At 44.1% G+C, this 15,901-nt stretch carries 12 protein-coding genes; 4 read left to right on the forward strand and 8 right to left on the reverse strand.

The window, feature by feature from the left end:
- Positions 1-420 precede the first annotated feature (420 nt).
- Entirely contained in the window at positions 421-1,569 is a 1,149-nt protein-coding gene (locus tag V7R55_RS06735) for an iron-containing alcohol dehydrogenase (RefSeq protein ID WP_334058471.1), read from the forward strand.
- Here V7R55_RS06735 and V7R55_RS06740 read toward each other — a convergent pair.
- The 7 genes from V7R55_RS06740 to V7R55_RS06770 form a co-directional block, all read right to left on the reverse strand.
- Positions 1,566-2,333, reverse strand: coding sequence for a 3-keto-disaccharide hydrolase (locus V7R55_RS06740; RefSeq protein ID WP_334058473.1), 768 nt, complete (start codon positions 2,331-2,333; stop codon positions 1,566-1,568). The two genes, V7R55_RS06735 and V7R55_RS06740, sit on opposite strands and share 4 nt — an antisense overlap.
- Before the next feature lie 149 nt (positions 2,334-2,482).
- On the reverse strand, positions 2,483-3,100 hold the full coding sequence (locus tag V7R55_RS06745; RefSeq protein WP_334058475.1) for a gluconate 2-dehydrogenase subunit 3 family protein: 618 nt from the start codon (positions 3,098-3,100) through the stop codon (positions 2,483-2,485).
- Positions 3,100-4,785, reverse strand: a complete 1,686-nt coding sequence (locus V7R55_RS06750) for a GMC family oxidoreductase (protein WP_334058476.1) — start codon at positions 4,783-4,785, stop codon at positions 3,100-3,102. The genes V7R55_RS06745 and V7R55_RS06750 overlap by 1 nt, the downstream gene beginning before the upstream one ends.
- Positions 4,786-4,829: 44 nt before the next feature.
- Positions 4,830-5,747 (reverse strand): hydroxypyruvate isomerase family protein, encoded by a 918-nt coding sequence (locus tag V7R55_RS06755; protein ID WP_334058902.1) that lies wholly within the window; start codon positions 5,745-5,747, stop codon positions 4,830-4,832.
- Positions 5,740-6,957, reverse strand: coding sequence for a nucleoside permease (locus V7R55_RS06760; protein ID WP_334058478.1), 1,218 nt, complete (start codon positions 6,955-6,957; stop codon positions 5,740-5,742). The genes V7R55_RS06755 and V7R55_RS06760 overlap by 8 nt, the downstream gene beginning before the upstream one ends.
- 26 nt (positions 6,958-6,983) lie before the next feature.
- Positions 6,984-8,051 carry a sugar phosphate isomerase/epimerase family protein gene (locus V7R55_RS06765; protein WP_334058480.1) on the reverse strand — a complete coding sequence of 356 codons (1,068 nt, stop codon included), beginning with the start codon at positions 8,049-8,051 and terminating at the stop codon, positions 6,984-6,986.
- A 36-nt stretch (positions 8,052-8,087) separates the two neighbouring features.
- Positions 8,088-9,242: a Gfo/Idh/MocA family protein gene (locus tag V7R55_RS06770; RefSeq protein WP_334058483.1), complete on the reverse strand. Its 1,155-nt coding sequence runs from the start codon at positions 9,240-9,242 to the stop codon at positions 8,088-8,090.
- Positions 9,243-9,618: 376 nt separating this feature from the next.
- Here V7R55_RS06770 and V7R55_RS06775 point away from each other — a divergent pair, with 376 nt between their 5' ends.
- From V7R55_RS06775 to V7R55_RS06785, 3 genes are all read left to right on the forward strand, one after another.
- Complete coding sequence (locus V7R55_RS06775) at positions 9,619-10,623, forward strand: LacI family DNA-binding transcriptional regulator (RefSeq protein ID WP_334058485.1); 1,005 nt, start codon at positions 9,619-9,621, stop codon at positions 10,621-10,623.
- Positions 10,624-10,678: 55 nt separating this feature from the next.
- Positions 10,679-11,632 (forward strand): sugar phosphate isomerase/epimerase family protein, encoded by a 954-nt coding sequence (locus tag V7R55_RS06780; RefSeq protein WP_334058487.1) that lies wholly within the window; start codon positions 10,679-10,681, stop codon positions 11,630-11,632.
- 64 nt (positions 11,633-11,696) lie between these two features.
- Positions 11,697-12,020 carry a DUF3392 family protein gene (locus V7R55_RS06785; protein WP_334058489.1) on the forward strand — a complete coding sequence of 108 codons (324 nt, stop codon included), beginning with the start codon at positions 11,697-11,699 and terminating at the stop codon, positions 12,018-12,020.
- Between the two features lie 26 nt (positions 12,021-12,046).
- Here V7R55_RS06785 and V7R55_RS06790 read toward each other — a convergent pair whose 3' ends face one another.
- The gene (locus V7R55_RS06790) at positions 12,047-15,889 is read right to left on the reverse strand and encodes a hybrid sensor histidine kinase/response regulator transcription factor (RefSeq protein ID WP_334058490.1); all 3,843 of its coding nucleotides are present in this window, start codon (positions 15,887-15,889) and stop codon (positions 12,047-12,049) included.
- Positions 15,890-15,901: the final 12 nt, after the last annotated feature.

Below are 15,901 nucleotides of genomic sequence, written 5' to 3' on the forward strand. Positions count from 1 at the left end.
ATTCACTAGAAGCCGCTGCCTCTTAGTGACTCACCCTGTTCGAGTGAGGTGCGCATTATACGCTGGAAGTTTTCGTTGTCAACACTTTTTGAAAATTTATTTTCTGAAGCGTTTCTTCTAAACTCCCATCTTTACTGGCCTATGTAGGTAGTAGAGACTTACTTCAGGAGGGTTGCTGTTTTGCTTTTCCCCCGAAGCGGATGCGCATTTTAGGGAAATGAGCGCTCACGTCAACACTTATTTCGAAAAAAACTCTATTTTTCGATCGTTTGCACAAACAACACACAAAGTGTTCATTAAAACCACGAATTAACCTCACTTTTAACCATCTATAAGCTTAGTTAAGTGGTATCCGCTGTGTTGTACTATAAATTAAGTAGCTCGTAACTAATAAAATTACGTTCATATCAGGAGCATTCTATGAAGGTTTCGGAATTTAAGACCGCGGGAAAACTCATTACTGGACTTGGTGCCATTAAAGCCCTCGCTGATGAAATGAAACGTTTAGGCATAAGTAACTGTGCAGTGTTAACTGATAAAGGCGTATCTTCATCAGGACTTCTCGACCAAATACTCACGTTAATTTCTTCTGAACCTGTACTTATTATTGATGATATACCTCCTGAGCCAGAAGTAGATGTTATAGAAGGAAAGCTGCGCTTGCTTCGAAAGAAGCAGGTAGACGGAATAATCGCTCTGGGTGGAGGCAGTGCGATTGATAGTGCTAAAGTACTTGCCGCCACTTATGACTATACCGGCCCTCTTTCAGAGCTCTTCGGAGAAAATACGCTTAAACAAAGAAACCTCCCCCTTATTGTTATACCCACTACCGCAGGTACAGGCTCCGAAGTTACCAACATTGCTATTTTGTCTGACCCTAAGGCACAAATGAAAAAAGGCATTGTTAGCCACTGCTTATTACCCGATGTTGCTATTGTTGCACCTGAGATGACAAAAACATGCCCTGCGTCCATTACAGCAGCTAGTGGAATAGACGCATTCGTTCACGCTCTTGAAGCCTATATAAGTGTAAATGCAAGCCCGATTACTGACGCTCTTGCTGAGAAGGCGCTTAAGCTTATCTTTAATTCATTACTTCACGCTTATAATAATGGTGAGAACTTGTCAGCACGCGAAGATATGGCCACCGGCAGTTTAATGGCAGGTCTTGCGTTTGGAAATGCGGGCGTGGGGGCGGTACATGCCTTAGCTTACCCACTAGGGGGACGGTTTCATCTGTCACATGGCATGAGTAACGCGGTAATGCTACCTCATGTATTGAAAGTAAATGCGCCGTTCTGCCAAGACAAACTTTATTGTGTGGCTAAACTTTTAAAGGTATGTGAGCGCCACCATTCAAAAGAAGAAGCAGTTAAGCTGCTATTAGCTGCTATAGAAAAGCTATGTAGGGATGTAGACATACCCGCTTCACTCACCCATTTTAATATTTCTCCAACTTGTGTAGGAGAACTAGCAGAAGAGGCGAGTAAAGTAACTCGCCTTCTTCGCAATAATCCCAAGCAATTAAGTGTTGAAGAGATTGAAGATATATATCGGCTTGCTTTTTAAAGTGGTCTTACCCACATATTTTTAAAGCTTACTAAGTTGCCATGATCTTGCAATTGAAGCGGCGCGCATCCGTGAGCTTTATACTTAGGCGCTCCTATCCATTCTGTGGTTCCTTGGATCTCGGTATGGTTTTGAACTACTACGCCATTATGTATAACGGTAACATAGCCCTTTGTTGCTAACTCTTCACCGTTAAAGGTAGGTGCTTTATAGATAATGTCATAGGTTTGCCACTCACCAGGGGACTTCATAGCATTAACTAACGGGATAGTTTGCTTATATACACTTGCCGCCTGACCATTGGGATAGGTCTTATTCTGGTATGAGTCTAATACCTGAATCTCGTATCTTTGTTGAAGGAAAATACCGCTATTATTACGCTGCTGTCCTTCCATACCGGCTTCTGGCTGAGGCGCTTTCCACTCTACGTGCAGCTGAACATCACAAAACTCTGCTTTCGTTTTGATATCGCCTGTTCCCGGCTTCACAGTTAGTACACCGTTTTCCAGCGTCCACTTAGCATCACCTTCCTTTACTGACGTCCAGTTAGATAGGTCATCATCAATTAACGAGATGGCATCAGAGGGCACGCCTGCCTTATCAAAAGAAACCACTTCAGGAACAGGTTCCCAAACTTCCGTTTTAGCGGCCTGCTGTTCACGAGTTAGACGTGATTCACTTTTTTCGGTATCTAATGCTGTTGTAGCGAATGCGCTAAGCGGCATAAGTAGCGCCACCGTAGAGGCAACAATAGCTTTATTCATTATGTAAGCACCTTTTCTAATCTGTTTCATCACTATGCAGCGATTGGCTTTCCTGTTTCTATTCTATTCGCACTTTGCGTTTGTTCACTGAGCTTTATATAAGGCTCCTGTATACGCAACTCCTGTATACTGGCCCTTCTCTATCAAGCTTATGTAGCCCACGCTTTGTCACCCTTCTTATAAGGGAATGCACCGTCGTAACGTCCAGGAATAGCCACATATCGAAGTACTTTAGCCGCGCCAACTTGAGACGTGAAAAAGCAATAAAGTGTTAGCTGCTTTAATAGGGTGAAGTAGTGAGGAGTTGGCTCATCGGTGCCTGGCTCCCACTGACTTGGCTTTCCTGTTTCAACGCCTTGATAAACGCCGTTAGCAAGATTTGCCGCTTTTGCTTCCACATCCAAATCGTTAAAGAGAGTTTCTCGCTCTTGTTTGGTAAGCTGGATAAATGGCTTATTGAAGCGACTTTGACTTAATGAAGATATTTTCTTTATGCCATCGACAAACGTCTTTTGAAGTAGTGGTGTGTAGCAATCGGTTACCAGCACAGCCATTGTTGCACCAACGTTAGCTGCTTTTGCTCCAGGCGTATCTGTTTGGGGAATGATTACTTCCCCCATCTCATTGAGTAGAACCACGTCTTTCTCGTTAAACAATGTGTCACTTAGCGGTACCACAGGAATATCTTTGTATGCAAACACATTCCCTGCAAATAACGCCGTACCCGTCGCTGTCGCAATAAGTTTAAGTAGTTCTCGGCGCTCCATTATAGATTTCCTCGCTTTAACTCTTCTACGGCAAAGTCTGCGGCTCTTGCCGTTAATGCCATGTAGGTCAGTGAAGGGTTAACACAGCTGGCCGATGTCATTGCCGCACCATCGGTCACAAATACGTTCGGTGCATCCCACACTTGGTTATGCGCGTTAAGCACAGAGCTTTTTGGGTCTCTTCCCATACGCGCCGTGCCCATTTCATGAATGCCCATACCAGGTGCGTAGTCAGCATCCCAGCCTTGAACATTTTTAAGGCCAGCCGCTTCAAACATCTCAATAGCGTCTTGCTGCATGTCCTTACGCATCTTAAGTTCGTTTTCTTTGATCTCAACGTCCATGGCGAGTACCGGCAAGCCCCACTTGTCGGTGACTTTTTTATTCAAGTACACTTTGTTCTCGTGATACGGAAGAATTTCACCGAAAGCTGTCATGCCGATGGTCCAAGGACCAGGCTCGGTTATCGCATCTTTAAGCCCTGCACCTATACCAAGTTCGGCAATGTCTTTGCGCCAACCTGAACGGCTTGCACCGCCTTGATAACCAAATCCACGCAGGTAGTCTCGTTTATCACTTCCCCAATTTCTAAACCTTGGCACATAGAAACCGCTTGGTCTGCGTCCGTAAGTATATTTATCGTCAAAGCCTTCTACTTCTGCCGAGGCACCTACTCTAAAATGGTGGTCCATAACGTTGTGGCCTAGTTCGCCACTACTGCTTCCCAATCCACCGTCCCACACATCCGTGGCAGAATTCATTAGTACCCATGCCGAGTTCAAAGCTGACGCGTTAACGAAAACGATTTTACTGTTGAATACATAGGTCTCGTTGGTTTCTGCATCGATAATTTCAACGCCAGTTGCGCGCTTTTTGTCTTTGTCGAACAAGATCTCTTTCACTATCGAGAAAGGTCGAAGGGTTAAGTTACCTGTTTTAACCGCAGCTGGAAGCGTAGATGCTTGTGTACTGAAATAGCCACCGAAAGGACAACCCAACCAGCACTTATTGCGATACTGACAATGAACACGCCCTTCTTCAGGTTTGCTTTGAGTCATGTTTGAAGTGCGGCCATGCACGATGTGACGCGCGCCTTCATAGGCCTTCTTCACCCGCGCCGCGACACTTTTCTCTACAATATTCATTGGCATTGGTGGCTGGTATACACCATCAGGCAGTACATCTAAGCCATCGCGATTACCACTAATACCCGCAAATTTTTCTACGTAGTCATACCAGGGTGCCAAATCGTCATAACGTATAGGCCAGTCGACGGCAATACCTTCTTTAGCGTTAGCTTCGAAATCTTCTTTGTTTAAGCGGTAGCTTTGGCGCCCCCATAACAATGAGCGTCCGCCCACATGGTAGCCTCTGTACCAGTCAAAGCGCTTGTCTTCAATGTAAGGGTTTTCTTTTTCATTTGCCCACATACCATACGTTTTTTCATTCAGTGGGTAGTCGCGCTTAAGCACGGGGTAATCTACTTTCATCGCCTGAGTAGGTAAATCGCGATGCGGATAATCCCAATCTTCTTTATGAGCGTTTTTATAGTCTTTAATATGTTCAATATTTTGACCACGCTCGAGCATAAGCACTTTCAAACCTTTTTCTGTGAGCTCTTTAGCTGCCCAACCGCCACTGATACCAGATCCAATGACTATTGCATCGTATTCGTTACTCGCCATAACACGTCCTTATAACTTCATTCGTCGCTGTGCCTGTTCGCACTCTATACATCGCAGATTTGAATCGCTTGGTGTAGCGACGCGACTCTGCTGGCTTTGCTTTTCGGTGTGGGTATAAACTCTTGTGCTAAATAGCCTTTGAATCCGGTCTGAACAATGGCTTTAGCAATGGCTTCATAGTTGAGTTCTTGTGAAGCATCGATTTCGTGACGACCGGGAACGCCGGCCGTGTGATAGTGACCAAAGTACTGATAGTTATCTCGAATAGTTCGGATGATATCTCCCTCATTAATTTGCATGTGGTAGATATCGTAAAGTAGTGAGAAGTGCTTAGAGCCTAGGCGTTTGCAAAGTTCTATCGCCCATCCAGAATTGTCGGCCATGTAATCAGGGTGGTCGACTTTGCTGTTAAACAGCTCCATGAAAACAACTACGTTTCGCTTTTCAGCATGAGGTAAAATGCGTTTTAACCCTTTAACCGCATTTTCCAGTCCCTCTTCTCGTGACATGCCTCGTGCATTGCCGCTAAAACAGATAAGGTTTGTATAATCTGCATCAGCGACTAAATCGATGTGCTTTAAATAGCGCGCTTCTAGTTCATCGTGTAATTCAGCGTGAATAAAGCCATCTTCAAGGCTTATCTCGGCGCCATTACACATTGAGGAGTCGATGCCATATTGCTTTAGTACAGGCCAATCTTCAGGGCCGACTAGGTCAATCGCACTGAATCCCAGGTCTTTTACGGTTTTGCACAACTCTTCAATGCTTAAATCGCCGTAAGTCCACCGACTTACCGAGTGATTCACATTACCTTTAAGCGGTGTATTCATGGTGTTGCTACCTTCACGTGCTGTGACAGACTCGGCAGCAGCTAAACCAGAGGCGGTTAATCCTACTCCTGCTAGCCCTACCCCAGTCATTGCCATGCTTTGAAGTAATTTCCTGCGGGCGTTGTTATGCATCGGCATTTACTTTCTCCTTTCTAAATAGAATGGCAAAGAGTACTAACACCACCATGGCAAACCCTGCTGGGAATAACCAAACCTGCTGCCAACTGTGGGCACCTGTTTCCAGCGTGTAGGTGTCGGTAATTGCGCCTGCAACAGCAAACCCCGCCAGCATTCCTACGCCGTACGTTGCCAGGGTGATTAGCCCTTGTGCGGCACTTTTTATATGTTCGCCCGCCTTTGCATTGGTATAGATTTGGCCTGATACAAAGAAGAAGTCGTAACAAATACCGTGCAGTCCAATACCAACAATAAGCATGAACAGGCCTTCGTCAGCGTTTCCGAATGCGAACAGTGCATAACGTACAACCCACGCCGCCATACCTATCACCAACGTAGCTTTAATGCCGAAACGGTTCAAAAATACCGGCAGGGCCAACATGAACAATACTTCGGAAACTTGACCTAGTGTCATTTTGCCCGTTGCATTTTCAACGCCTATTTCAGTAAGGAATGGGTTCGCATTCTGGTAGTAAAACGCCAGTGGAATACAAATAAGTACAGATGAAAGAAAAAACACAAAGAAGTTTTTGTCTTTTAACAGTGCCAACGCGTCTAAGCCTAGAATGTCGCGAATAGTTACCGCTTTACCGCTAGATTGAGGTGGCGTGTTAGGTAGCGTAAAACTGAACACACCTAAGATTAGCGAGGCAACACTGCACAATAAGAAGGTGTTTTTGAGCATACCATCGGCAATAGACTGTGCAGAATCCCATGAGAAGACATAGCTAATCATAAGGCCTGCCACAATCCAGCCGATAGTGCCCCACACACGAACTTTTCCGAACTCTTTCGATGGGTCGACCATTTGCCCGAATGACACCGAGTTAACCAGTGCCAGCGTAGGCATATACGCAATCATGTACGCCAACACATAAGGGTAGAAGCTGGCAAAATCATTCGCTTGGTACATACAATACATAAGTACGGCGCCAATGATGTGTAAGAAACCGAGGATCTTTTCTGCATTAAAGAATCGGTCGGCAATGAGCCCAACAATGAAGGGAGCAATAATTGCGCCCCAGCTCTGGGTCGAGAAGGCCATACCGATTTGCCCACCATTGGCAGACAGGGTATTCGATAGATACGTACCTAAAGTTACAAACCAGCCTCCCCAAATGAAGAACTGAACGAACATCATCAAACTCAGGCGTAGGGTTATCATAGTTATTGTTATCCTAGTGATGGCGCTTAGCGCTCAAGGCCTAAAATACGATTATTCTTCGCTTCGCTAACGTCTCCACCAGCAAAGTCGTCAAACGCATATTTGCTTGGCTCGATAATGTGTGAAGCGATAAACGGTGCGCCTTCTGCCGCGCCTTGCGCACTGTCTTTTAAGCAGCATTCCCACTCTAAAACTGCCCAGCCTGTGAAGCCATACTGGGTAAGTTTGCTAAAAATTCCTTTGAAGTCGACTTGGCCGTCGCCAAGGGAACGAAAACGTCCCGCGCGGTCTTGCCAGTCTTGATAGCCGCCATATACACCGTTTCTACCGTTCGGATTAAACTCGGCGTCTTTGACGTGATACATTTTGATCCGGCTGTGGTAGCGATCAATGAAGTCGAGATAGTCTAGCTGCTGTAAAACAAAGTGGCTTGGATCGAAAAGAATATTTGCTCGTGGGTGGTTATCTACTGCTTTTAAAAACTGCTCGAACGATGCGCCATCGTGCAGGTCTTCACCAGGGTGGATTTCATAACACACATCAACGCCCGCATCGTCGAATGCATCGAGAATGGGTTTCCAACGCTTAGCTAATTCAGCAAAGCCTTGCTCGACCAAGCCAGCAGGACGCTGAGGCCACGGGTAAACCAAGTGCCACATTAATGCACCAGAAAAAGTAGCGTGGGCTTTTAATCCCAAACGTTTGCTGGCAATAGCTGCACATTTGAGCTGGTTGATTGCCCACTCGGTTCGCTCTTGTGGCTTACCATGCAGATGCGAGGGTGCAAAGTTATCGAATAATTCGTCATAAGCAGGGTGCACAGCAACTAACTGGCCTTGTAAGTGCGTAGAAAGCTCAGTGATTTCTACGCCTGCGTCTTTACATATTTTAGCGATGTTGTCGCAGTACTCTTGGCTCTCCGCTGCTTTTTCTAAATCAAAAAGACTAGGGTCAGTAGGTACCTGTATTCCCTTATAGCCAAGCGACGCTGCCCACTTCGCCATGTTTTCAAGCGTATCGAAAGGCGCTTCTTTTCCCATAAACTGAGCAAGAAAGATTGCGGGCCCTTTTATAGGTTGTTGGTTAGTAGCCATAAGCGCTCACCTTTTTCATATTAAGTTGTAGTTGCATTACCGCGTTCCTTCCTGACTAACCGACTCCCATTTGGTGTCGCTGCCAGTACTGGCAAGCATGGCGTCTATGAATATCATTCCGCGTAAACCAGCATTTATTCCGGGAACGCCCTCGGCTTTATCTTTTTGATTCGCGCGCACTGCTTTGGCAAAGTCGGTATACAAGTTTGCCATGGCTTCTAAGTAGCCCTCTGGATGACCAGCTGGAACACGACAACGTGCAGATGCCTCATCACATAGCCCTACTTGACCTTGGCCCGCTCTAAACACCTGATAAGGGGCATCAACGGGGCGAAAAATGACAGAATTGGGCTCCATTTGACGCCACTGTAAACCGCCTTTGTCACCATAGACGCGGATCTTCAATGCATTTTCCTCACCAGCACATACCTGTGAAGCAATCAACACACCCGACGCGCCCTTTCTAGTTTTAATAAGCGCAGCGCCATCATCATCTAATCGACGTCCCTCAACATGCGTGTTCAACTCGCCACATAGCGAGGTAACACTGTCGTTCAATACAAATTCGACAAGTCCAAAGGCATGAGTGCCAATATCGCCCATTGCGCCCGTTGCGCCAGAAATTGCTGGGTCGGTACGCCACTGCGCTTGCTTATTGTGCGTTTCTTCTTCGCCAGACAACCAGCCCTGCGGGTACTCAACGTATACCTTTCGAATATTGCCCAGCTTACCGCTTTCAACAAGGTGACGTGCTTGCCATACCATCGGATAGCCGAGGTAGGTATGAGCCAAGCCATATAGTGATTCATTTGCGTGAATAACATCTTGCAGCTCTTTTACTTCAGCAAAGCTAACGCCAGCAGGTTTTTCACAGAACACATGGAAGCCCGCTTTAATAGCGGCAATTGAAATGGGTACATGAAGGTGATTAGGTGTGACGATTACTACCACCTGCATGCGCTCTAGCTCAGGTAACTTAGCTTCTTCGTCAAGCATTGCCTGCCAACTATTGTATGCGCGAGTTAATGGCACGTTTAACGAGGCGGCAGTGCGTGAGTTATTCTCTTCATTGCGGCTAAATGCGCCGCACACCAACTGGTAGTTCCCATCTAACCCTGCGGCATGGCGATGCACGGCACCGATGAATGCGCCTTCCCCGCCGCCGATCATTCCCATTCGAATTGGTTGCATTGAAATTCCTCTGTGTGCAAATGCACTGTTGGTGTTGCCAATGCAATGAAATGTAACCCGTTACATTTTATTGGTCAACACAAAAAACAGCATTTTATTAATCTAAAGTTTACAAGTGACTAGGTGATACCGGGGCTTTGCTACCTCTAACAGCTTATTTCTGCACCAAATTTGAACATAGCACTAGCTCAAATTTACATAAATCCTACAAATAACCTTTGACGTTTTAATGAAACTGCGTATTCTTTTGCTTAAAATGAAAACGGTTACATGGTAATTTCACGTAATTTTTGAATTCGCTACCATTGAATAGACCACACCTCTACTGAGTTAGGTTTACAATGCGCGAGAGAATGAACAAACAACAATAATGTAAATGGCAAATATTAGAGATGTAGCAGATAGTGCCGGCGTGTCGGTCGCTACCGTATCAAGAACATTGCAACAACCTGAGCGTGTTTCGCCGAAAACACGCAATAAGGTGATGGCTGCGGTTCAGGCAGTTGGATATAAACCTAACTTAATGGCGGTTAAGTTTCGCTCGGGAAAAACCCACAATTTAGTGGTACTGGTGCCCACGGTAGCGAACGTGTTTTTTGCCCGTGTTATTAGCGGAATGCAGGAAGCAGCCGCAGAGCTAGGTTATTCCATTTTACTTGCCAACACCCTTGGTAACAGCGAAATTGAAAACCATTACGCCAAAATGGTAAGCACCTCCCAGGCAGATGGGCTTATTCAGTTACGTGCGCACAACCCATTTGATGCCACGATGATTAACGACAACGGCCTACTTCCCATGGTTAATGCCTGTGAGGTGATTGACGATGGCCAATATCCTGTTGTGTCGTTAGACAACCGTGCTGCAGCCAAGGCAATGACCGAACACCTAATATCGTTAGGACATTCCCGCATTGCCATGATTAAAGGGCCGAACTCTAGCCCGCTGACTCAAGACCGTCTAGCTGGCTACAAGGACGCACTAACGCAAGCAGGTATTTCTTTTGATGAAAATTTGCTGTTCCCAGGCGACTTTACATTGCAGGCCGGATACAACGCCGGTGAAACCATTGCTCGTTTGAAAGACAGGCCTACCGCTGTTTTTTGCGAAAACGACGAAACAGCTATTGGTGCCATGCAAGCCTTCAAGCAAGCTAATTTGCATGTACCAAACGATATTTCTGTAGCAGGTTTTGACGACATTGCGTTCTCAGCATTTGTCGACCCGCCGCTAACGACTATTGCACAACCGGCAGAGGAGTTTGGTAGAACGGCAGTTACGCTTTTAGTGGACCTACTGAACGGCAAAATTCGCAAAGCCCCCAAGGTTATTATGCCGTTTGAACTTATTGTACGTGGGAGCACAGGCAAGGCTTTGAGTTAATTAGTGAGAGTAAAGCGCCAGCCCCTATGAACCTAGACATATAAAGGAGCATACAGTGAATCGGAGTAAAGAAACCTCGAGCAAGACAGCAATTTTAGACGCGGCCAGCAGTATTAGCTCTGGCGTTTCAAGACGACAGTTCATTAAATACTCGTCTGGTTTATTGGCGGCTATGAGTGCTCCTGCTGTTTTGGCAAGTACTAGTTCGGTTCAGGGGCATGGTAGTGATAAAGGAGCAATGATGGAGGGCATGCATAACAGCGCGGTCGGCCTGCAGCTTTATACCCTAAGAGATATAATGAAAATAAGTGTACCGGCTACACTTAAATTGGTCGCTGACGTAGGCTATACGGAAATGGAATTTGCAGGCTACTTTGACCATAGCGCAAAAGAGATTCAGCAACTACTTGATGAAAATGGCCTTACTGCGCCTTCGACTCACATTATGTTAGACCAATTCGACACTAACTTGTCACAAATTTTAGATGACGCACAAACCGTTGGTCACAAATACTTGGTAGTTCCTTGGCTTAGCGAAGCCCAACGTGGTACGGGAATTGCGCCATACCAAGCCCTTGCAGAAAAACTAAACACCATTGGTGAAGCCTGTAAGAAAGAAGGCATTACCCTTGCCTACCACAACCACGACTTCGAATTTGAAATACGCGACGGCAAAACGCCGTTAGATGTACTGATAACCCAGACAGACCCAGACCTTGTTGCAATGGAACTGGATTTATACTGGACGGTAAAAGCAGGTAAAAACCCCATTGATTACTTTAAGCAGTACCCAGGCCGCTTTAAGCTTTGGCATGTAAAAGATTTGGCTGAAGACGGCAGTTTTGCTGATGTGGGCACAGGCACCATTAACTTTAAAGAGATATTCGCGCACGGCAAGTTAGCCGGTATTGAACATAAATTTGTAGAGCGCGATCAAACCACCGACCGCATTGCCACTATTGAGCAAGGCTTTAAAGCAGTAAGCGCACTTAATAAAGGCGTTAGCTAACGCTTTTGACCTTGCCGTGGTTATAATGGGCACACAGTAAAAACGTCATAATAGTAGTAATTTTATGAGTGAACTTTTCAGTGCCCTTTCTCGCGCCCTAAGCCCCTATTACACCGAAATGAGCATTATGCTTATGGCCACTATTTTAGTGGTGTACGGCGACCTGATTAACGGCCATGTAAAACGCATACTGGCACCTAACCATTTCATCATTCGCGTTAGTTTGTTTGTAGTGCTGTGTGCCTTCGGCTACGGCGCACTAACTTTGTACGGCGCCCCCTTCTTGAAACACACCCTAGCCTACTTGCCCTGGCAGTACCAAGGAGCAGGCTATATGGCATCGTTTCTATTGATAGGCTTTTTGGCGGAAAGGCGTAGATATGTTTAGCAGCTTTTTTACTCTGTTTAAAAAAACTAAGCGACAGTTTTACTATATTGCTCTATGTACTTTTTAGGTGGTAGATGCATGACCTTTTTGAAAGAGGTAGAAAAGTAAGCAGCTGTTCCAAAACCTACGTCTAGACATGTATCTAAAATGCTATTTCCTTCTAGCAGCAGTGGAATAGACTTTTCGATCCTAAAGCGCGATAGAAATTCGCTAAAGTTGTACTCGAACAATTCAGACATCCTTCGATTTAAACTTCTCGGACTTATTAATAACTGGGAAGAAGCTTGCTCTCTGTTGAACGCTTCGTCATGGTAGTTCTTCTCGAGTACAGCGATAAAACTCAGATAAAACGCCATATCCTTCTCGTTATCAAATTCGGGAATTGTTAAACATCCAAATTTGAAAACGGGAAGCGCACTTTCATCGTCTTCTTTTTCTTTTGACTCTCTTACCGACAATAAATGTTCAACCCGCAGTATTGTCTCTTCATTTGAGGCTGGCTTCGCTAAGAAGTAATCTACTTTTTCCTCTAATGCTGCTTTTTCCAGTTCTGCTCCTGTTTCAGCAGTTAGCATCAATATAGGAATGTTTGAATAGCTAGGGTTTTGGCGAATAGCCTTGGTTAAACTAAGCCCATCCATTTCGTGCATCATTTGATCCGTTATTACCAAGTCCACCAAATAATGTTGCATGACATCTAAAGCTTGAACGCCATTTCGCGCAACAAGGCAGCGATATTTACCGGAGAACAGATCGAAGAGGTAGGAACGGAATTCTCTGCTGTCATCAACAATTAATAGCGACTTCTTATTTGTTTTAGCATTTGCTAACGAATAATTTTCAGCTTGCGAATTTACAAAAGCAATATCATCGACTGGCAGCGTTACCGTTATTTTCGTTCCCACACCTTTTTGACTTTGAAGTGCAATCTCTCCTTGGTTTAACTCTACTAGAGTTTTAACCGTAGCCAGCCCTACACCATTTCCATCTAGTTTATTATTACCTCTAGCAAACCTTTCAAACACTTTGTTCTGTAAGTTTTCCTCAATTCCCTCACCATCATCACTTACAGTAATCTTTAGTACCTTGCTATCCTGTATAGCACTCACCTTTATCGTGCCAAGTTCAGGTGTAAACTTGATAGCGTTCTGAACAAGGTTAGACAAGATTTTTTCTAAGCTTTCACTGATCAAGGACACATCTTTTTTGACCTTTATTCGCACTTCAAGATTTTGCCTTTTTTGCTTCGCTAGAGGTTCTAGGGATAGCACAATTAAACGAATATTTTCGGATGAATATGACTTGTAATAATCTTCAATATTAAAGGCTGTAGGGACATCTTGGCTCATCTGGTTGATTAATTTTTCAACCCTTTTCACATTGTCCTGGATACTGACTAACTCTTTGCGCGTGCCCTTATCTGAATCAGGAATTTTTTCTAACGAACCGTTAATTACTTGAATAGGTGTTCGAAGCTCAGAGGTGATTTGGTTGATGAAACGCTCTTTACTACGCAGCATTTTTTCGAACTTTGAATGCCCATCTGTAATTTCATAACGAGTTAGATGTGCGTATAAACTGGTGTTTTTGAATTTTTTATAAAGCTTACTTGCTATCCCAACCTTCCATAAGTAAAAAAACAATATGCCAATAGACAGATATAAAATGATGCCCCATTTAGAAGCCCAGAGAGGCGGAGCTATATCAAACTTTATAGTCAAACCATTTTGAGTATTTCTATTATGGCTGCTAATTACATTAAGCGTATGACTACCAAAGTCCAAGTCACCTAAAGTTAAACTCATTGATGTTTTGTTATGTGAGAACCAAGCATTATCGTCTAACTTGAACTCAATTCCCTCGCTCTTGCTATAAACATCACTATCGACAAAATTGAAGCTGATTTCTTTAAAGCCGCTGTCGAATTTAAAATTAAGGTGCTCAGGAAAATGAAGCTCGTTCCTCCCTTTTTCATCGTTCCATTTAACGTGAGTTAGAACAGTAGTTTCCACTTCTCTGGGTAGACTTTTAAGGCTTTGTATTAATTCCTTTTCATCGAGCAAGTAACTGTACTTATCCCCTTTTACTAACACTTTTGTGCGAAGTTCCTCAAAACTTCTATACTCAAAGTCTGAATCAAAAAGACCAAACCGCAAGCCTACTTTAGAAGCGGATTCGCTTGACCGAGGTTTTATGAAGAGCCCCATGTTTGAGGCCACCCAAAGATTACCGCTCTCTGAAATCATAGCCCCTCGTATAAACCTCAGCTCACTTAAGCCTTGAACTGTTGAAACTTTGACCGAGCCACTCTTCTTATCAATTTCTTGTAGGCCTGCTCCAGATGTACATAGCAAATAAACGTTTTTATACTCGACTAAACACTGAAGACCGAACCAACTGCCCTCCTGAGAGTTGATAGTTCGCCAACTAAATTTCGATAACTGAAAGTGCACATTATCAAACACATCAAATGCAGCAAGCTCACCTCCGCTCAATAAGGTACTATAAACGATTTTTCTAGGAGCGTTGATGGTGTCTTTTATAGTGCCATTCACAATATAGTAGTAGCTAGCACTACTCCCATCATCGAAGTAGAAGTAGAAAGTGTTATTATCGATTTCAACAGAATGAATAAATTTTCTGCTACACAGTTCTGATGGGCTTAGCTCTACTAATCGAGCAAAAACCTCTTCTTGCCGAGACACGCAATGTGAGACATTTCCCTGTTCTATACCTTTCCTGATTAATTCACCATTGTTTTCGTTTAGATTGAATAGACCACTTTCAATTCGAACTAACGTTTCGGCTTTGTCGATAGCAGATTTTTGAATATTTTCTCTTAATGCGCTCCCGTTAAGCGATACAAGGTTTGTCGACAACATCGTTTCGGGTAAAGAAATTAGACCTAATTGTGAGGAGGCAATAAGAAGTGAATCATAAGGGCCTACTGCTATTTTGGTAATCGTTCGAATCGCTTCGGATGTCAAAACTGGGTTCATAAAGGGAGGCGCTACTAGTTCCCGGCCTTGCAGTATCAATAATCTGCCATCGGAAACCCAAATATTGTTGTCTGCAGTTTTAATTACATCATTTATATAAGTACCGCTAACCCCTTCAGTAGAAACATAGCGCTTTTTACTGCCTAATATGTAGAGGCCTTCAGGTCCTCCAATGTATAACTCTTTATCAATAACCTTAATGAAGGTCACACTCGATAAAAGTGGCAGTTTGTCACTAAGCAGGTTCTCCTCCAAAACACCTGACGTTTCTAAGATTGAGAAGTAACCTTTATCCGATGCTATAAACACCTTGTCTTTTTCAGCGAAAAGTGAATAAACACCGTTTAAATTCAAAGTTGTCAGTTGGAAACTTAACTTGGTTGAATGACCTAATTCTCTATTCACTTGTATAACATCATCGATAGCAGAGAAATAAAAGTTGATAGGGGTCATTGCCATCGCCCAGACTGACCTTGACCACTCTTCATCAGTAAATAGCTGTTTAGCTTCTTTGGTCCTCAAGTTAATTTCGAAGACGCCCACGCCATATTCGACAACCCACAAGCTAGCATCGCTTAAGTGAATATCAGAGATAATACCCGTAGAATGATTAGATATATTGTAATTTAAACGCTTAGACTCCCTCCCTATTACTTCGAATACTCCATTTTCTGCGGCTACATAGACAACTCTGCCTGAAACTTCTATATCGCGAATAACACCTGCGGGAATTCCGTCAAAAGTGGTTATCCCCTCTAAATTTACGCCAATGGCTTGGCCCGTTTTTGGAAAACAAATCACACAAATAAGAAAAATTAGGACATAAGAAGCAGTTTTCAGCTTATATCCATGAACTGTCTCGTTAATCATATCTTACATCCC

Source organism: Alteromonas sp. S005, from assembly GCF_036864475.1.
Lineage (GTDB): Bacteria > Pseudomonadota > Gammaproteobacteria > Enterobacterales > Alteromonadaceae > Alteromonas.